Consider the following 18,863-nt stretch of genomic DNA (forward strand, 5'->3'; position numbering starts at 1 on the left):
CCCCCCCCCCCCCCCCCCCCCCCCCCCCCCCCCCCCCCCCCCCCCCCCCCCCCCCCCCCCCCCCCCCCCCCACCCCCCCCCCCCCCCCCCGCCGTCGTACGTCCAGTGGTGCCGGGCGATAAATCGCGCAGCCACAGAATTCCAGACTGCAACTGATGGTGGCGAATTCGCCTCGAATTCTCGCGTCGGCTGCGGGTTCGACGGGTGAACCCCCGGCCGGAATAGCCGGTCGATGTCAGGCCGTGAGCGTTGCCTTGAACTTTTCCATGGCCTCAGTGGCGGGGTAGTTTTCCTCAACGAACTCGGATTCGGTGCCGGAGCGCAGCACCCATTCACCCGTCTCAACCGCCGTGAGCTGGGCAACCACCGGCTCGGTGCCCGTGCGCAAGCGTCGCAGAACAGCCGTGGCAGGCAGACCTTCGGCAGCGCCAACCAGGTACTCATGACTCAGATGCAGGGCCAGTTCCAGCATGGCCGGGCCGGATTCGATGGGCTGAATCTCGTGCACCCCGTAGGGGCTCAAACTGAGCAGGATGGCGCCAACGTTGGAACCCACGGTGAAGAGCACGTGGCTGGTGGTTGGTGTGGTCAAGGAGATTTCCAGCCACTCCTGGGCCTGGGACAGGACCGAACCCACCACCGCGCACTTCTCCACCGGAACAATCTTCTCGCCCTGAAGCTCCGCCAATCCACGCACCATCAAGGTGGTGATTCCTGCGTTGGTGAACAGTTCGTTGTCGCTGTGCTGGTCCAGCCGGAACAGGCCAAGCGTCACCGCCGCCGACTCCGTGGGGGTCATTGCCAGCAAGCCCAGCAATTCGTGGTCGGTCATCCGCAATTCTGTGTCAGTCATCATCCCAGCCTACAGAAACGGCCGTTGTTCGTGGTGCACCGCCGCTGCCACGATGACTGCGGCCAAGGCTGCCGGCGCTACAATCAACGCATGCCCAGCAACTATGATCCACACACCGAATACTCGCATTGGGACGCCGGGCTCTGGACCCGTGTGTTCGCTGCCTCAGGGACACAGAACCCCTTCACCAAGGCACCTTTCACGGAGGCCATGCTGGCGGGCCTGGCTGGCGGGATCGGCTTCATGATCTTCACTTTCGAGTACAAGGAAACCACCACCGCCTCGATCGTCACCCGCTTTCACCCCGGCCCCTACACGGAGAATTTGTTGCGCCGCAGTGGTGCCAACGTCAATATCCAGCAGACAGGCAGCGCCACGCTGGCCCAGGCGCGGCTGGACGCTGCGCTGGAAACGGGCGTTCCGGCCGTGGTGCGGCTGGTGCGCGGGAAACTGCCGTGGGTGGCCCAGGGCGGGCCGGCGGACATGGACTCGATGGATGTCGCCGTTGTGGCTCGTGACGGCGCAGACTACCTGGTGGACGACGGCGGCGGGCGGCTGGAGCGGATAGCCTCCGAGGCGCTGGCGCAGGCGCGCGGCTCCCGGAAGGCGGACAAGCACTGGCAGGCCCATGTGGTGCGGGGGAGCGGGGCAGAGCTGGCGGGGGATGTCTTGACTGCCGCTGTGGTGCGTCAGGCGATTGCCGAGACTGCCCGGGCGCTGTTGTCGCACCAGGCGCCGCCGGGTATTCCATCCGGCTATGCCAAAAACTTCGGCATAGTGGGTATGGCGCAGTGGGCCGAACGGCTGCGGGACACCTCCACCAACCGTGGCTGGGCAAGGATCTTTGGCGACCCGCAACGCTCGGTGGCGGGCTTGGACATGTTGCATGGCCTGCTGGCAGGTAAGCGGTTTAGCGGTCCCGGCGCCCTGCGGCCGTTGTATGCGCAGTTTTTGCAGGAGGTGGCGATGCTCGGGGTCGATGCTGCCGGCGTCGTACTCTCCGAGCCCGCCCTGCGAGATGCCGCCACGCAGTACCAAGCACTGGGTGAGCGCTGGGATGAGCTGACCATGCTGATCGGGCGGGATGAGGAACCGGACTTTGCTGCCATGGCCGCGGCGGTGGAGCGGATTGCGGAGCTGGAGGCGGCGGCAGCACTGGCAGCCCAAACGTCCGTGGAATGAGAGGTTTAAGGGCTCCGGTGCTCGCTGCTATAGGCTAGGGGCGTGACTTATGAGATTGAGATTGGCCGTGGAAAGCGTGGACGCCGCGCATATTCGTTGGATGAGATTTCGATTGTGCCGAACCGGCGTACTCGCGATCCCCAAGATGTGTCGGTGAAATGGCAGATCGACGCTTACCAGTTTGAGGTGCCCGTCATCGGTGCACCCATGGATTCGGTGATGTCCCCGGAAACAGCCATTGCCTTGGGCAAATTGGGTGGCCTGGGCGTGCTGGACCTGGAAGGCCTGTGGACTCGCTACGAGAATCCGCAGCCCGTGCTGGATGAGATTGCAACGCTGGAAGGCTCGGTGGTTGACCCCGAGACCACCCGCCGGTTGCAGGAGATCTACAGCGCACCGATTCAGGCAGAGCTGATCACCATCCGCCTGGCGCAGATTCGTGCCGCCGGCGTGACGGTTGCCGGCTCCCTGACGCCGCAGCGCACCCAGGAGTTCTACAAGACTGTCATCGCGGCAGGCGTGGACATTTTCGTGATTCGTGGAACCACCGTTTCTGCCGAGCACGTGTCCAAGACCACCGAGCCGTTGAACCTCAAGCAGTTCATCTACGAACTCGATGTCCCCGTCATTGTTGGCGGCGCGGCCGGTTACACCTCGGCTCTGCACCTGATGCGCACAGGCGCGGCGGGTGTCCTGGTGGGCTTCGGTGGCGGCGCCTCCACCACCACCAGCCGTGCCTTGGGTATTCGTTCGCCCATGGCCAGTGCCATCTCCGACGTTGCAACGGCCCGCCGCGACTACATGGATGAGTCCGGTGGACGGTACGTACATGTGATTGCCGACGGCGGCATGGGTTCCAGCGGTGACATCGTCAAGGCCATCGCCATGGGCGCGGACGCCGTCATGCTCGGGGCTGCCTTGTCCCGGGCCGCCGAGGCGCCCGGCCAAGGGTGGCACTGGGGTGCAGAAGCCCACCACCAGGAACTGCCGCGCGGCCACCGCGTGAAGATGGACACCGTGGGAACCCTGGCAGAAGTGCTGTACGGCCCGGCACATCAGGCTGACGGTACCTCAAATCTGATTGGCGCCCTGCGCCGCTCAATGGCCACCACGGGCTATTCAGACCTGAAGGAATTCCAGCGGATTGACGTCATCGTCTCCCCGTAGCTGTGTGGAGTTCACGTGCCCCGAGCTTTGGTTCGGGGCACTTGAGCGTTAACGTGGGCCACGCCACGATCCCCTTGGCCGGGCCCCGCATGCGACTAGACTGGAGGCAGGTTTTTTCACGACCAGCCATGAAAGGTACTGATGACATCGGGTTCGCTGGAACGCTATGAAACAGAATTAACCAACCCCAACTTGGTTATTTTGGAAATGGTAGCCGACTCGAAAGAGGACGCGGCCGCCCAACTTGCCGCAAAACTTTTTGAGAACGACCGGATCTCTGATCTGGACGGTTTCTTGCGTGACGTCAACGCACGCGAGCATCAGATGGCGACGGGCCTGCCCGGTGGGATTGGCCTGCCGCATGCGCGCAGCGAATTCGTCAACGAAATCTCCATCGCCGTGGGCATCACCAAGTTTGATCACAGCCTCGATTTTGGTGCCGTGGACGGTCCAGCCACGGTGATTTTGCTCATTGCCACGCCAGCTAGCTCCTTCTCCGCCCACTTGGAGGTGCTGGCCACGCTGGCCAGGTCCTTGTTCAAGGAAAACTTCCGGGAATCCTTGCGCCGAGCCCACGACGCCGAGGTTATTGCCGAGCTCATCAACTCCTCCTTGGTTTTCTTCGACCACTAATCCCCACGCCCTCCCACCGCTCGCAAGCTCGTGGCGGGCCCCTCGGGCGCGGGGGCCCACCACGCCCTCCCTGCCTGTGGTTTCCGGCTGCATTCGTTGTTCTACACGGTGACGAAGTAAAGTTGAATGGTGTTGAAAACTGCCGTTAAGCCCAAATGGATAGCTGCGCTGGTTTTCGCGTTGGCCGTCTCCGCCGTCTTAGTGCTGCTGAGCCAGTGGCAGTTCTCCCGCTCGTTGGAAAAAGACGTGGCGCCGCCCACGGTGACCGAAAAGGTCCAGCCACTGCTGAAGATCATGTCCCCCGGTGAGCCCATGACAGGCGATCTTGAAGGACAGTTGGTGACCACCAGCGGCCATTTTGACCCGGCGCGACAAGTTCTGGTGCCCTCGCGCATCCAGGACGGCAATGTTGGTTATTGGGTTGTCAATGCCTTTGTGGTGGATGGTGCGCCCACACTCAGCGGAGTGGCGGCCACGAAGGAAGTCGTGATTCCCGTTGCCCGCGGCTGGGTTGCGTCCCCCGACAATGCCCCCAGTGCCCCCGACGGCACCGTCCAGCTTGAGGGCCGGCTGCTGAACTCAGAAGGTCCCGTGCTGGCCCCGGATTTGCCGGCGGGCCAGGTGAGCGCACTCTCCAGCGCCGAGCTGACAAATATTTGGAATGTGAGCACCTACGCAGCATTCGTGGTGTCCCATCAGGAACTGATCGACGGTGCGGACGTTGGCGCCTCGGCCCAGTCCTCGGGTCTACTGCCGATTACCGTCACGGCCACGGACCAAAACGACAAGATCAACTGGCTGAACATTTTCTACGCCATTGAATGGGTAGTGTTTGCCGGCTTTGCACTTTTCCTGTGGTGGCGTTTGGTGGCTGATGACTACCGCCGCGACCAAGACGCGCTCTTCGACCTGGAGTACCCGGACGACGACGAGACCCCCGATGAAGATACAACTAAAGAGGTAACAAAGTGAACGAGTCCAAATCGGGTGACACCCAGGCATCCCCAACGACGCCGGCAACGCCGAAGCGACGTTTTGGTGGCACTCCCGCACAGATTATGACTGCCCTGACGTTCTACAAGGTGCTGGCCTACGCAACAGGTGCCATGCTCTTGCTGCTGGTGATTGAGCTGGTGCTCCGTTACGCCTTCGGCAGTGTTCTGGTTGCCGGTGGCACCAACGCCATCACAGGCGCATCCCACGGCTTGGGCCTGGTGAACGTTGACGGTGGCGCCATGGCGGTCACCGGCGGCGTGAACTTGTCCACCATGGTGCTGATTGTGCACGGCTGGATGTACGTTGTGTACTTGATTGCCGACTTCCGTCTGTGGACACTCATGCGCTGGCCGTTTGGCAAGCTAGTTCTCATTGCTCTGGGCGGCGTGGTGCCGTTCCTGTCCTTCATTGTTGAAGGCAGGGTTCACAAGGAAGTGCTGGCAGAGGTTGCCGCCAATCCAAAGGCCGGCAAGCGCTACTAGAGCCGACGGCGCAACGCCCCGGCAGCGCCTCCCCGACGCTGCCTTCCCAAGCGCCTTCAGACGCTATCGCAGCAATGGTCGGTTTTTTCAGAACGCTCTCGCATTTGCTGCGAGAGCGTTCTGGATTTAAGCACCATTGCTGCGAGAGCGTCGGGGAAATGTGAGGTGCTGGTCACTCAAAGAGCGGCTCCGCGCCAAGGTGGCTGCGGTGTGGGTTAAGATTGAGGGGTGACTAATCCCGCTACGGCCCAGACTTCCCAGAAGCCCGTCCTGGTTGTGGACTACGGAGCCCAGTACGCCCAGTTGATTGCGCGCCGCGTGCGTGAGGCCAATGTGTACTCGGAAATCGTGCCGCATACCTATACAACTGCGCAGTTGCTGGCCAAAAACCCAGCTGCCATCATTCTCTCCGGTGGACCATCAAGTGTCTACGCAGAGGGCGCACCCAATGTTGGTGCCGACCTGTTCGAAGCCGGCATCCCGGTCCTCGGTATTTGCTATGGCTTCCAAGCCATGGCTGCTGCCCTGGGCGGTATCGTCGCTGAAACTGGCATGCGCGAATATGGGGCAACAGAGGTTGCCCTTGTTGGCGCAAGCCGCTCCATCCTCAGCTCCACAGGGGACGTGCAAACCACCTGGATGAGCCACGGTGACAGTGTTCAGCAGGCACCCGAGGGCTTTGATGTCCTCGCGTCCTCAGCTGGTGCACCCGTTGCCGCCTTTGCCAACGAGGAAAAGTGCCTCTTTGGTGTCCAGTGGCACCCCGAGGTCAAGCACTCCGAGTTCGGCCAGACCGTGCTGGAGAACTTCCTGTTCAACGGCGCCAAGCTGGAAAAGAACTGGACCGCCAACAGCATCCTTGACGAGCAGGTTGAGCGCGTCCGCGAGCAGATTGGTGATGCAAAGGTCATTTGCGGCCTTTCCGGCGGGGTTGACTCAGCCGTTGCCGCTGCCCTGGTGCAGCGCGCCGTGGGTGACCAGCTCACCTGCGTATTCGTCAACCACGGCCTGCTCCGTCAGGGCGAGGCCGAGCAGGTGGAGCTCGACTTCGTAGCATCCACCGGCGCCAAGCTGTACGTTGCCAACGAGCAGGACCGTTTCCTGAACGCCCTAGCCGGTGTTTCCGATCCGGAGACCAAGCGCAAAATCATTGGCCGCGAATTTATCCGCGCCTTCGAGGAAGCAGAACGCGCCATCATGGCCGAGGCTGCCTCCGAAGGCGAAGAGATCAAGTTCCTGGTTCAGGGCACCCTGTACCCGGACGTTGTGGAATCCGGCGGTGGTGAAGGCGCAGCCAACATCAAGAGCCACCACAACGTTGGCGGACTGCCCGAGGACCTGCGCTTTGAGCTCGTTGAACCGTTGCGTGCCTTGTTCAAGGACGAGGTCCGTGCGGTTGGTGCCGAGCTGGGCTTGCCCGCGGAAATCGTTGGCCGCCAGCCGTTCCCCGGCCCCGGCTTGGGTATCCGCATTGTCGGTGAAATCACCGGCGAACGGTTGGAACTGCTGCGCCAGGCTGACGCCATTGCCCGCGCCGAGCTCACAGCAGCCGGCCTGGACAACGATGTGTGGCAGATGCCCGTAGTGCTGCTCGCCGATGTGCGCAGCGTTGGCGTCATGGGCGATGGCCGCACCTACGGTCACCCCATTGTGCTCCGTCCGGTGTCCTCCGAGGACGCCATGACGGCCGACTGGTCACGCCTGCCGTACGATCTGCTGGCCAAGATCTCCAACCGAATCACCAATGAGGTGGACGGTGTAAACCGCGTCGTTCTGGACGTCACGTCCAAGCCACCGGGAACCATTGAGTGGGAGTAATCCCCGCAGGACCACTGGGGAGTACCGAAAAAGCTGCTTTTCTGGCTTTATTTGGCGCTCCCCAGTGTGCCGAGCAAGCATTAAAAGGCTAGGGGCGATAGCCTAAATTGCATGTCAGTATGGTCAAGACCGTTTCGCTCAAGTGCAGAGAAGAAGGCACCCGTGTCTGAAGTTGCAAGCCTCAATGCGAGTTCAGGCGAACTCCAAACCTGGCTTGCTGGATTGGATTCCTATTCCGGTGCCGACACTGCCCTTGCCTTCGTAAAAACCGAGCATGGCAGTATCAGCCTCACGCACGCCCACCCCTCGGGACTGGCGCAGCTTCTGGCTGGCCGCAAAACCCGACTCTCCACCCTGATTCGTGAACCCGAACAGTATGCAGCGGCCAAACGTGCTGCTGCCGCCCTGCGGGCCAAGATCTTTGAGCTCAGCACCGATCGCGGGATCGACGTCGGATACCTCGCCGCCGGGATGGCCCGCTGGTCCTCCCTGGGGGATGAAAAAAACCAGGTCAACGCACCCGTGCTGCTGGCCGCCGTGGCGCTGACTGTGCGCCCGGGCCAGGACGACTACGAGCTTCAACTCATGGAGCAGGCGCAGATCAACCCTGCCTTGGTCAAGCACCTGAGCGAGCACACCAACATTCACGTTGATGCAGCTGCCCTGGGACGCTTGGCGTACAGTACGGCACGCTTTGATCCCACCCCCGTACTGGATCGTGTGCGGAACATGCTGGCACCCATTTCGGGATCCAGCGTGGAGCACGAACTAGTGGTTTCCAGCTTTGGCTTCCTGAGCGATAACCTGTCCGACCCGGCACTGTTGGCTGGCAGCGACCTGCTGGAGCTATTGCAACGCCACAGTGGCGACGACGTACTTCCGGTTGAAGTGAAGCCTGACTATTCCCGGTTCACCCCCTTGGACGACCGTCGCCCGGAAGATGAAATTCTGGTGCGCGACGCCGATCCGCAACAACAATACGTGTTGGACTTGGTCCGTGCCGGCGATTCGGTGCTGGTCTCCACCCCTCCCGGAACCGGGCAAACCCAAACAGCCATTAACGCCATCGCCCAGTTGGTCCACGACGGCAAGAGCGTCTTGGTGGTGGGTGAACGCCGCGGCACGCTGAACGAGCTGGCACAAATCCTCACGGCGCATGATCTTGACTCGCTGTTGCTCCAGCTCAGCGCCCAGAGCGGGCCGCAACAAATCAAATCCCAGCTCATTCGGGCCATCACACGCAACGAAAAAGCTGTTGAACCCAATCTGAGCAACCTGTATGCGACGTTGGTTGATCACCGGCACCAGTTGGTGGATCATGTGGCCAGTCTGCACAATGTCCGCGAACGGTGGGGCTGCTCGCCGTACCAGGCCATGCAGTCGTTGGCTGAGCTGACCTCCATCCATCCGGCGCCAGCCACCACTGTGCGGCTCAAGCGCAGCGTGTTGGACAGTATCCGCGACCGCAAGGAACTGACGGGGCGTTTGCGCCGTGCAGCGTCCTTGGGTGCGTTTAGCCAAGTTGCCGTGAGCAGCGCATGGCACGGTGCCCGCATGGTCACTCGCAAGGAAACCGAAGTGGCCTATTCGTTGGCCGAGCAACTCTTCGAGCAGGTACCCGCCTTTGCTGCAAAAATGCGTGAAGTGGCTGAGTTTGGCCAGATCACCCAGGGGGCTACTTTTACCCAGTGGGGTCTGCAGCTGGACATGCTGGTTGCCATTCGCGAGAGCCTGGACAAGTTCAATGCCGACATTTTCGACTGGTCCACCGAAGATATGATCGCTGCCACTGCCACGGCTGCCTGGCGGCGCGAACGCGGCATTGATATGCCTGCGCTGCAGCGTGCGCGGTTCCGCCGCAATGCCAAGGATCTGGTGCGACCGGGCGTTCATATTGCCGATCTACACGAGTCGTTGGTGCTGGTGAATGAGCAGAGCGCCTTGTGGGCCGCCGCTGCCACGAGCAAGCGCCACCCCACGGTGCCCTCCGGCTTGGCCGAGCTGAGCCGAACATACACGCTTCTTCGTGAGAAAATGCTGACGCTGGGCACCGTTTTGGAGCGCACGGTTGATGGCGGAGATCTGCTGAACTTCAACGCGGGCGAGCTGGTTGGCCGTTTGGAAGCCCTGGTGGCGTCCAAGGAAACGTTGGAGACGTTGCCCGAGCGCACCTTGCTGCTTGAAGGTATGCGTGAACAGGGACTGGGCGAACTACTTGCCGATCTGGCCCGCCGGGAGGTTCCGCCCGAGCAGACCGGCTCGGAGCTGGAACTTGCATGGTGGCAGTCCGCGCTTGAAGCGATGATTAGCGGGGATGAGTACCTTGCCATGTCCGACGGCGCCAACCTGCGACGCTTGGAGGCCGAGTTCCGCTTGGCTGACCAAACCCATGTTGCCTCCGGGCCGGGACGTATCCGTTGGCGTTTGGCTCAGCAATGGACCGGAATTTTGGCTGGCCGGAACCGTCAGGGCGAAATGCTCCGGAATGTGTTGAAGGATGGCAGGGTTTCCTTGACGGCATTGAGCGCCCAAGCCCCGGACCTGTTGCGCAACCTTGCGCCCGTATTTGTGCTGAGCCCCTTGGTGGTGCCCACGGCCATCCCCGCCGATTTCCGCTTTGACACGGTTGTTATTTTGGATGCCGAATCAACGTCGCTGCAGTCGGCCCTGCCGGCGCTGGCCCGAGCCGATCAAGTGGTCGCCTTCGGGGATGAGCAAACGGCCTGCCCCAAGAGTTTCACTGTTGCTGTCAGTGCGCCGTCGCAGCGTGGTAGCGAGCAACACCCACTGGAAAGCGTCTTTGGCGCGCTGTCACGAGTTCTGCCGCGACACCGCCTGACGGTTTCCTACCGCGCGGTGGATGAAGAGCTGGTGCGCCAGCTCAGCAACGGCTTCTACGATGCCCAGCTGGAACGCCTGCCCGACGGCCGCGCTGTGACAGGCCTCGAACGGTCTCTCACAGTGGACTACCTGCCGGACGGAAAGGGTCTTCCCGGTGCCGGCGACGCCGGTGTTGAATCAGTGGTGGCCGAGGTCAACCGTGTCGTGGATCTGGTGTTTGAACACGCCAGGGTGCGTCCGCGCGAATCGTTGGCAGTCATTACCGCCAGTGAACGCCACGCCGTCCGGGTTGCGCAGGCCATCCGGATCCACATGGCCAACCACCCCTTGCTGGGGGAGTTCTTCGCCTCCGGGCCGGAGTCCTTCCGCGTTGTCACGGTGGATAGGGCCGCCGGGCTGGTCAGGGACAGGGTCATCTTCTCCCTAGGCTATGGCCGCACACCCCATGGCCGCGCTTTGCACGGCTTTGGCCCCTTGTCCGAACCCGACGGTCGCGCCAAGTTTGCCCTGGCCATGACCCGTGCCAGGACTCATATTCACATCCTCACCTGCTTCCGTCCCGAGGACCTTGACGAGCAGCGGTTGAGTTACGGCGCCATTGATTTCTTTGAGCTGCTGGACCGTGAATTGGCCGGGAATTCGTTGCTGGGCACGCCGGCAACCCGAGCTCAGGACAGTGAGCGCATCACAGGAGAGGACCCCCTGGTGGCAGATCTTGCTGACAGGCTCCGTGCCCGTGGCGCCCGTGTTTGGCACCACTACGACGGCGCCCTGGACATGGCTGCAGCCCCGGATCCCATGCAGTTGTTGGGCCGTGCCGAGCATGAGATCCCTGACCCTGTGGCGGTGGAATCCGATGGCACAGCCAAATACCAGAACATGAGTGTGCGTGAGCGGAGTCGCCTGCGGCCCGAGATGCTTGAGCGGTTGGGGTGGCGATACGTTCCGTTGTGGACCATTGAGGTCTTCACGGATCCCTCGAGTTGCGCGGATCAGATTGGCCGTTTCCTGGGCTTGTCCTCCACCACGGGCGACGCCGATCTGGCCTCCCTGATGGGGACGTCGTTGGACACTTCCATGACTGCTGTGATCGATTCGCCCAGATCACGGCGGCGCACCGGACCAGGTGCCGGGGTTGCGGACGAGACCGGGGAGACCCAGGGTCCGGCCTTGGCGCCGGAGCTGGAACAAGACTTAGCAAGCACTGAAGGTGAAAAGGCAGTGAACGAACAAGCAGAGAACATGAGTGCCAACGAGTCAGCGACTGAAACCGTGACTGAATCTGCCCAGGAGCAGGCCGGCAACCCGGGTACTCCGTCAACTGATTCGGCTGTATTGCCGAAAGTCGCCCCGCACGACGCCGAGCACACCTGGGGAGACGCACCCAGCGGCAACGGTCATGACGACTGGTTGCGCGAGAACAAACCCCCGCACTGGGGCTAAGGACTAGAGGATCACCATGGCTACTTCGCCAAAAATTCCAGGCTTGGGCGCGTTCATGGACAAGAATCCCGGCACGCCAAAACCCGAAACACCCGGGTCGGTGACGGCGGCAGCGAGGCTGCTGGCTCTTTGCGCTGTTGTGCAGGTTGTTGCGAGCATTTTTGGCTTGATCTATGCCTCCTCGCCGGAACGGCTTTCAACCATTCAGGAGCAGATCGATGCCATGAGCGGGGAAGTGCCCAGTCTGGAACTGCTGCGTAACATGGGCATCCTGACGGTGATTATGGCCGGGGTGGTGACGGCGGGAGCCTACTTATTCATCAGCTACTTCCTCTTGCGGGGCAGGTCCTGGGCGCGCACCCTAGGGGCTGTGTTGGTGGTTCTGACGTTGATCCAGTTGGTGGGCATTAGTTTCCCCGAGGGGCTGACCACCGTGGCGCAGCTCCTGGTGGGCGGCGTGGCCGTGGGGCTTTGCTACCTGCCCGCGAGCAACAAATACTTTGCTGACGTGAAGGCGGCCAGAAGCTAGCTGTTCCCGGCCCGCCCAGAATCGGGTTGCACGCGCGTTTCCGTGCTGGCTGCAGACGAACCTGCGCTGCCGGGTGTCAGTTCAGAAGTATCAGGAAGACCTTTCCCCGGTTGATGGCCCCAGCCAAGGGGACCGCCTGTTCGGGCGAGGCCGCAACAACGACTATTCCCTCACTCTCCTGGGCGGGAAGCAGCCCACCGCTGCTCGGGGCCAGAGCCGGTGTCCACAGGACGGGGACGCTGTTGGCCAGCACCTCATTGGTGACGGGCCCGTCCAGCCCGTCACTGCGGCTCAACACCACTGTCACCAACTGGCCTTGGCGCAGCAACGTCAAGGTGGTGGGGTCACTCAGCCGGACCGGGACAGCCTGACTGCCAGGTGGCGCGCCCACCAGCAATTCGTTACCCAGCAATGAGGCGTCTGTGAGGACCTCGCCGCGCCGGACTGGTCCTGAAAGCTGCCGCCCCGTCCAAGGATTTGTCGGTAGTGAGTCGTTTTCAGGCAGCAATGAGCCATCGGGCGCCATGGCAGGACTAACGGCGGCTGCACCAAGATCGGCAGGGGTGAGGACATGCCCGGCAGGAAGGTCTCGGCCCGCAACCAGCACTGTGGTGGTGGGAGGGCCGGCAGGGGTTAGCTGTTCAACTGCAACGGCGGCGGCTACGCACAAGAGCAGAGCAGCCACAAGTCGTCGGCGCCGCATCAACAGCCGCAGAAGCTTCCCCCAAACCGAAGGCGGTGACGCCCGCCCCGACCAATGGCGGGAACGCCACGCCGGCCCCGGATAAGCCGGGGGAGTTGAGGGAGCACGTTTTGCTTTCATGCATCCACGCTAAAGGTGCCTGCGTGGGTGCGAAAGAGGCCATCACCTTAGTGTGAACAACCCACGGACGAGCTGCCGCTGTGGAGGAACTAAAGGGTGAAAACGTCCATGCGACAGGCTCAATACTGCTTGAGTTTAGGCGGCGCTGACTGTGGCGGCTGTGGCGGGCGCTGCACTGCTGGCCGGGCTAGGGCTGCTGCTAGCGGTGCTGCCTGCAGCTGCCGGGGTCGACTCTGAGCTGGTGCTTGTCGAGGCAGCCACTGAGCTGGAGGTGGCGCGCGAGTCGGTGCGGTAGAAACCGGAACCCTTGAAGACAACGCCAACAGAGTTGAACTTCTTGCGAAGATTTCCGCGGCATTCCGGGCACACTGTTAAAGAGTCATCGCTAAATGACTGCTGAATATCAAAAGCGTGGCCGCAATCTTTGCAGGCGTAGGCATACGTGGGCACTGAATTTCCTCCTGGATACATGCGTTGGGACCCTGTGATCGCCAGTCGCGTGGCTGGCAGTCCATGGTCCCAAGTGCTGATTCTACCATCGCTTGCTAGAACGCCCCTGGGCGCCTACCCATTCCCGTTAGCGAGGGAGCGGGACACAGCGCTGGTAGCCGGCCGGGGTAAGTGCATAGGTGACGCTGACATCGAGGGAATCGTGGGGGAGCAGCCCCGGTGCCACTAGTTCGTGGGCATAAACCACCGCGGCCAAGGGCAGGGCTGGAATGATGGCCAGGAACCTGTCGTAGTATCCGCCGCCCTGACCCAACCGCACGCCAGCGGTGTCCACAGCGAGCGCAGGCAACAGGATCGCTTGCACCAGACCAAGCGCGGCGAAGGGCAGACGCGGCCCCACCGGCTCCATGACCGGGGCCAGGACGCTTTTCGCCATCTCGATTCCGGGGTGCCAGCGGGCCCAGCTCAACTGAAAGTCCGGCTCGCACACGGGAACATACACCGTGTGCCCGGCCGCCACCCAAGCCGTCAGGAGCGGGCCCGTCGGCGGCTCCAGACCCGTAGAAACGTAGCCGCACACGGTCATCCCGGCGCCGGAGGAGCTCACGGAAGCCAACCATTCAAGCCCCACGCGAGCCAGATCCGCGCCCGCAGCTGGGCCCGGATCGGTGCCCGCCCCGGCGACCCGCGCATCCCGTGCGCCGACGGCGGGAGTGTCGGTTCCGGCGTCGAACGTCAGGGAAGGCAGCGTCCCGGCAGCCGAGGTCGATGCCCTGCGCTGGGCGCGAATCCTGGCCCGCCAGGCAGCTTTGCTCAATGTGCTCATGTCTGTCCGCTCGAGGTTGGGAATAGTAGCGTAAATAACACTATCCAAGTATTCGGGCGGACTTCCGCTAGCCTAGGGGCATGACTTCTGCACAGCGTGTACGTAAAGCGGTAATTCCCGCAGCCGGTTTGGGCACTCGATTCCTGCCGGCAACCAAGGCCATGCCCAAAGAAATGCTGCCTGTTGTTGACAAGCCCGCCATCCAATATGTTGTCCAGGAAGCCGTAAGTGCAGGCCTGACTGACGTTTTGATGATCACAGGGCGCAACAAGCGGGCCCTGGAAGATCACTTTGACAGGGTTCCTGTCACCGAGCAGTTGCTGCAGGAAAAGGGCGACGTCGATCGTCTGGCGGCCGTGCAGCACGCCACCGATCTGGGCGAAATTCACTATGTTCGCCAGGGCGACCCCAAGGGTCTGGGGCACGCAGTGTTGCGCGCCAAGACACATGTGGGCAACGAACCGTTTGCGGTCTTGCTCGGGGATGACTTGATCGATGAGCGCGATGAGCTGCTGACAGCCATGATTGCCGTGCAGGAACGCACCGGCGGTTCGGTGGTGGCCCTGATCGAGGTTCCCGAGGACAAGATTTCCTCCTACGGTTGCGCCGACATGACAGTCGTTGACGGTGAAGACTATGTTCGCGTCAACCATTTGGTGGAGAAGCCGGCCATTGCGGACGCCCCATCCAACCTGGCGGTCATTGGCCGTTACGTGCTCCACCCGGCGGTGTTCGAGGTTCTCGAAAACACTCCTCCGGGCCGTGGCGATGAGATTCAGCTCACCGATGCGCTGCAGACCCTGGCAACCATGGACGGCGAAGGCGGCGGCGTGTACGGCGTCGTGTTCCGTGGCCGCCGCTACGACACGGGCGACAAGTTGAGCTACCTCAAGGCAGTGGTTACCTTGGCGTGCGAAAGCGACGATCTGGGCCCGGACCTGCGTGAATGGCTGGGCGAATTCACAGCCGACCTCAAGGTCTAACTTCGTGTGGGGGCAGGCCGTCTGGCCGGTGACCTTGGAATGTGGCGATCTGGTCCTGCGCCCCATAAAGTTTCGTGACAGGGCTGAGTGGGGCGCCGTGCGCGCCCGCAACGCTGCCTGGTTGCAGCCGTGGGAGGCCAGTAATCCTGCCAGTCAGGGCCAACTGCCCACGTTTGGTGGCATGGTGCGTGTTTTGAATCGGCAGGCCCGTGAGGCGGCGGCTCTGCCCTTCATCATCACCGAGCGCGTCCCGGGCAAGCCCAAACCCGTCATTGTGGGGCAGCTGACCGTCTCCTCGATCATGTGGGGTTCGGCCATGTCCGCCAGCTTGGGATACTGGGTGGATCAGGAGCGCGCCGGTCGAGGAATCGTCCCCACAGCCGTTGCCATGGCCACCGACCATTGTTTCCGGCAGCTGGGCCTGCACCGGATGGAGATCAATATCCGCCCGGAGAACGTGGCAAGTTTGCGGGTGGTGGAGAAATTAAGTTTCCGGGACGAGGGTCTGCGCCAGCGTTACCTGCATATCAACGGCGAGTGGGCTGATCACAGGAGTTTCGCCCTCACCTCCGAAGAGGTCCCCGAGGGGATCCTGACCAAGTGGTTGGCCGGCCGCTAGGAAGCAGAAGGTGGGTTGACCGGCGTCGGACGCAAGAAAAGCCAGATTTATTCCCTAAGCTGGCGACACACCGCCAGTAATGCCGGTGGCGACATGTTTCCCCTCTAGGGTTGAAATACGGTCGGCCACACGTTGTCAGGCCAACCAATCCAGCAGTTGCAGGAGACGTCAATGGAAAGCACTACTTCCGACGCCCACACCCCCGTGGAGCCGGGACCTTCAACGGCCGTGCCCTCGGCAACTGAAGGGCCTTTGAAGATCCGCTGGGGCAGAACGCTTGTTGCCTGTGCGGGCCTGATGGCTTTGCTGGTGGCAGGTATTTCCGGTGCGCTGAGCATGCTGTCCTTGACTACCTCGGGGCTGACCTGGGCCTCACTTACTGTGTTTGGTGTGGTGGTGGCGGGTCTTCGCACGCTGGCTGTGCGCGACCAGAATGATCGCCGCGCCGCCAGACTTGCTGCGGGTACTGCGCCGAACCCGGCTTCCGCTCAGGGGTCCGCTACCGCGCCGAAACCGCGCGAGACTGCACTCTTTGACGGTGCCCAAGGTGCTCCGCCTGTGCCAGTGCAGAAACCGCTCACCGCTGAAGAATTGCGCACCGCCGCCTTGCGCGTGGCTGCCAAGGGTACCGCCGACGCCAAGCTGGCACACACCCAAACGCTCGCTGAGGGCGAGTTGGATGCTGAGACGTGGGAGCCTGTTGAGGTTCCGGTGCCTGGCTATGTTACCGCCGCCCGTGCAGCGTCGCAGGCCGAACCGTTGGCTATTCCCGCCGCACCCAAATCCGCTGGCACCTCCATCAAGGCTGATCAAGCCGGCGTGGGCGTTGCTGGTGACCACGAAGGTGTTGTGGCCGTTGCGGAGGTTCCCGGCCAGGGTGCCCCGGTTGTTGCTCCCGCTACTGTTGCTCCCTCGGAGCGCGGAAGCTACGCGCTCAACTACTTGGATGACGTCCTCCAACGCCGCCGGGCCTAGACTTCTTTCGTTAGCGAGATCGAACGTACAGAAGATGCCGATGTTTTTTTGAAACATCGGCATCTTCTGTACGTTCGGGAGCTTTTTCGCTGGTGCGGCGGTAAACTTCTGTCCATGGTTGTGATTGCTGTTGCGGGCGGGACAGGACTTGCGGGGCGGGCCGTTGTGCAGGTGGCCATTGCTGACGGGCACAAGGTGCGCTCATTGAGCCGCCGACCGCCTGCTGCCGAGGCGCGGGTGGTCGGGGCGGAGTACGTCCATGCCGACTTCCGTACGGGGGAGGGAGTGGCGCTTGGCCTGGTTGGTGTTGACACGTTGATTGAGACGATGGATGCGCGCTCAGCTGCTGGCTTGCGGGCGTTGCCCGTCACCTCGGTGGCGGTTCTGGCGGCTGCCGCCCGTGCCGGCGTTGGCCGGTGTGTTTTGCTGACGATTGTTCGGGCGGGCGAGTGCTCCATGAGCTACTACGAGGCGCAGGCGGCGCGAGCCCTGAGCTACGAGCGTTCGGGCATGGCCACGAGCGTTGTGTATGCCACCCAGTTTCACGATCTGGTGGCTGGCATATTCTCGGCAGGCGCCAAGGTGGGCTTCATCCCCGCCTTCCGTGGCGTCTCCTTCCAGCCAATTTCGACGGCGGACGTGGCGCGCCTGCTTGTTGACGAGGCGCTGCTTGGCGGCACTGAACAGAGGTCGGTTCTAGCCGGTGGGCCTGCCGTGCTGACCATGAAGGCGCTGGCGCAGGAATGGAAGACCGTCACGCACAGCAAGGCCAGAGTGACTTCAGTGCCGCTGCCGGGCTCCCTTGGCACGTTTCTGCGGCTCGGCAGGAACTTGGTTCCTGACCATGCGGTGGGGCGGGTCAGTTTTGGGCAGTGGCTAAAGTCTAAGAGCTGATGGCCAGCCAGCGGCTCCTTGGACTCCTGTGGGCTGCAGGACTAGTCTTTAGGAACGGCAGTGGGCTGCCAGCCGCGGGGCTATGGCGCAGTTGGTAGCGCGCTTCGTTCGCAACGAAGAGGTCAGGAGTTCGAATCTCCTTAGCTCCACTCGAATACCCCTCTGACTAGGGCAAACGCTCGGTCGGAGGGGTTTTCTTTGTCCATTTTGGGTCCAACGACACGGAAACGACACACTTTGAGGTCAGCAGAGGGACTAGTGTTCCGAGACTGAAGGGCTCGCTTCATCGTTGAGCCAGTCCAAGGCGGCCGTCAGTTTCTCGGCGTCGGGCCGCCCGCGGGTCATGCCTGCGTGAACCAGCCGATGGCCCAGAACATGACGAGACCTATGAAGGCGAAGGCCGGGATCAGACAGCCGATCATCAACTTGGAGGGCGCGTCGACCTGGAACGACTGATTTGGGTTGGCCGGGTTGAAGGCCACCTCCAAGATCTCTCCAGGCTCAGGCCTGTTCGCGTAGGAAACCTCGGATTCACCGACGTACAGGGCGCCCAGCGGGTCGATGAACTGGTACTGCGGCCAGAAGCGGACGCTGCGGTCGGTGTTGGCCCCGCCGTTAGTCCAGCCCTGGCGGCTGCCGGTCACGGTGGCCTGGACCTTCGGCCAGCTGGCGATGAGCCGCTCTTGGTGCTTGGCTTTCCTTATCGTCTGTGTCAGAGCCACTATGGCGCCGACGACAAACAGCGCCCAGATGATGTACAGCACAATCTTCAAAGAGTCCCCCAGGTTAAGTCACTCAACAGTATGTCAGTTGGTCAGGGCACTCCTGACCGCGAGCGGTTCCAGGAGCCGGCCAGCGACAGGCGATGCCCGGCCCCGCCGGATCGGCGCCGACGGGTGCGAACCCCCGGTATCAGGGGGACGGGGACGTGAATCTTGCGCGCTACCTAGCGGGCGGGGCCGCTTTTGGTCCGTTCCGTGCCCACTGCTGCCCCTGTGTCGGTCTTCTTCGCCTTAGCGACGCCCTTGCCCATGCTGACGGCCTCGCGGGGGTGGGTGCCCTTGCTGCGTTCCGGCCCTCCACGAGCAATGGAACAGTATCCGGCGTTAGCGGTTCGGGGTCTGACAATGATCGGTACGGAAATTCACGGTAAGGGTTCAGGCCGGACTGGGACAACCTTGCTCTGAACGTAACCCGACCCGTAAGGCGAACCCTCAGCGGGACAGCTCATCCTAATCGGTCAAGTCCCGTGGAGTGGTGTAATCGTTTTGTGATGCTTCGAGGTTGTTGAGGGTTAGAAGTTGTAATTCTCCGACGGGTTTGCGGGTTCGGGTTCCTCCGTTGGGTTG

17 protein-coding genes, 1 tRNA gene and 1 pseudogene are annotated in these 18,863 nt (G+C 62.3%); 14 read left to right on the forward strand and 5 right to left on the reverse strand.

From position 1 onward, the window contains the following. Positions 1-235 precede the first annotated feature (235 nt). The gene (locus tag ACX80E_RS16350; protein WP_459303118.1) at positions 236-853 is read right to left on the reverse strand and encodes a hypothetical protein; all 618 of its coding nucleotides are present in this window, start codon (positions 851-853) and stop codon (positions 236-238) included. 90 nt (positions 854-943) lie between these two features. Here ACX80E_RS16350 and ACX80E_RS16355 point away from each other — a divergent pair, with 90 nt between their 5' ends. From ACX80E_RS16355 to ACX80E_RS16390, 8 genes are all read left to right on the forward strand, one after another. Beyond that, the gene (locus ACX80E_RS16355; RefSeq protein ID WP_459303119.1) at positions 944-2,035 is read left to right on the forward strand and encodes a BtrH N-terminal domain-containing protein; all 1,092 of its coding nucleotides are present in this window, start codon (positions 944-946) and stop codon (positions 2,033-2,035) included. A gap of 42 nt (positions 2,036-2,077) precedes the next feature. Then, positions 2,078-3,202, forward strand: coding sequence for a GuaB3 family IMP dehydrogenase-related protein (locus ACX80E_RS16360; RefSeq protein ID WP_459303120.1), 1,125 nt, complete (start codon positions 2,078-2,080; stop codon positions 3,200-3,202). 141 nt (positions 3,203-3,343) lie between these two features. Next, positions 3,344-3,835, forward strand: coding sequence for a PTS sugar transporter subunit IIA (locus tag ACX80E_RS16365; RefSeq protein WP_459303121.1), 492 nt, complete (start codon positions 3,344-3,346; stop codon positions 3,833-3,835). 126 nt (positions 3,836-3,961) lie between these two features. Further along, complete coding sequence (locus tag ACX80E_RS16370) at positions 3,962-4,807, forward strand: SURF1 family protein (RefSeq protein WP_459303122.1); 846 nt, start codon at positions 3,962-3,964, stop codon at positions 4,805-4,807. Positions 4,808-4,893: 86 nt separating this feature from the next. Beyond that, the gene (locus ACX80E_RS16375; protein ID WP_459303132.1) at positions 4,894-5,313 is read left to right on the forward strand and encodes a DUF3817 domain-containing protein; all 420 of its coding nucleotides are present in this window, start codon (positions 4,894-4,896) and stop codon (positions 5,311-5,313) included. Between the two features lie 228 nt (positions 5,314-5,541). Beyond that, positions 5,542-7,131 (forward strand): glutamine-hydrolyzing GMP synthase, encoded by a 1,590-nt coding sequence (gene guaA, locus ACX80E_RS16380; protein ID WP_459303123.1) that lies wholly within the window; start codon positions 5,542-5,544, stop codon positions 7,129-7,131. Between the two features lie 111 nt (positions 7,132-7,242). After that, positions 7,243-11,415, forward strand: coding sequence for a DUF4011 domain-containing protein (locus ACX80E_RS16385; RefSeq protein ID WP_459303124.1), 4,173 nt, complete (start codon positions 7,243-7,245; stop codon positions 11,413-11,415). 16 nt (positions 11,416-11,431) lie between these two features. Continuing rightward, positions 11,432-11,944 (forward strand): hypothetical protein, encoded by a 513-nt coding sequence (locus ACX80E_RS16390; RefSeq protein WP_459303125.1) that lies wholly within the window; start codon positions 11,432-11,434, stop codon positions 11,942-11,944. Positions 11,945-12,020: 76 nt separating this feature from the next. On the opposite strand, the gene ACX80E_RS16395 is transcribed toward ACX80E_RS16390, so the two are convergent. Further along, positions 12,021-12,629, reverse strand: coding sequence for an RcpC/CpaB family pilus assembly protein (locus ACX80E_RS16395; protein WP_459303126.1), 609 nt, complete (start codon positions 12,627-12,629; stop codon positions 12,021-12,023). A 289-nt stretch (positions 12,630-12,918) separates the two neighbouring features. Between ACX80E_RS16395 and ACX80E_RS16400 the strand changes: the two genes are divergently transcribed. Then, the gene (locus tag ACX80E_RS16400) at positions 12,919-13,062 is read left to right on the forward strand and encodes a hypothetical protein (RefSeq protein ID WP_459303134.1); all 144 of its coding nucleotides are present in this window, start codon (positions 12,919-12,921) and stop codon (positions 13,060-13,062) included. A 14-nt stretch (positions 13,063-13,076) separates the two neighbouring features. On the opposite strand, the pseudogene ACX80E_RS16405 reads toward ACX80E_RS16400, so the two are convergent. After that, a pseudogene (locus ACX80E_RS16405) lies at positions 13,077-13,238 on the reverse strand (FmdB family zinc ribbon protein); the annotation flags it as partial. Between the two features lie 106 nt (positions 13,239-13,344). Continuing rightward, entirely contained in the window at positions 13,345-14,043 is a 699-nt protein-coding gene (locus ACX80E_RS16410) for a 5-formyltetrahydrofolate cyclo-ligase (RefSeq protein WP_459303127.1), read from the reverse strand. Between the two features lie 80 nt (positions 14,044-14,123). On the opposite strand from ACX80E_RS16410, the gene galU reads away from it, so the two are divergent. The 5 genes from galU to ACX80E_RS16435 all read left to right on the forward strand — a co-directional run bounded on the left by galU (position 14,124) and on the right by ACX80E_RS16435 (position 17,663). Continuing rightward, on the forward strand, positions 14,124-15,026 hold the full coding sequence (galU, locus tag ACX80E_RS16415) for a UTP--glucose-1-phosphate uridylyltransferase GalU (protein ID WP_459303128.1): 903 nt from the start codon (positions 14,124-14,126) through the stop codon (positions 15,024-15,026). A 4-nt stretch (positions 15,027-15,030) separates the two neighbouring features. Beyond that, a complete protein-coding gene (locus tag ACX80E_RS16420; protein ID WP_459303129.1) occupies positions 15,031-15,645 on the forward strand; it encodes a GNAT family N-acetyltransferase in 615 nt (204 codons plus the stop codon). A 171-nt stretch (positions 15,646-15,816) separates the two neighbouring features. Continuing rightward, positions 15,817-16,620, forward strand: a complete 804-nt coding sequence (locus ACX80E_RS16425; RefSeq protein ID WP_459303130.1) for a hypothetical protein — start codon at positions 15,817-15,819, stop codon at positions 16,618-16,620. Positions 16,621-16,734: 114 nt separating this feature from the next. Next, a complete protein-coding gene (locus tag ACX80E_RS16430; protein WP_459303131.1) occupies positions 16,735-17,514 on the forward strand; it encodes an SDR family oxidoreductase in 780 nt (259 codons plus the stop codon). Positions 17,515-17,590: 76 nt separating this feature from the next. Beyond that, positions 17,591-17,663, forward strand: a tRNA-Ala gene (locus ACX80E_RS16435). A gap of 192 nt (positions 17,664-17,855) precedes the next feature. Here ACX80E_RS16435 and ACX80E_RS16440 read toward each other — a convergent pair. Then, complete coding sequence (locus ACX80E_RS16440) at positions 17,856-18,278, reverse strand: DUF3592 domain-containing protein (RefSeq protein ID WP_459303133.1); 423 nt, start codon at positions 18,276-18,278, stop codon at positions 17,856-17,858. Positions 18,279-18,863 lie beyond the last annotated feature (585 nt).

The sequence above is a fragment of the Arthrobacter sp. TMN-49 genome, from assembly GCF_054511095.1.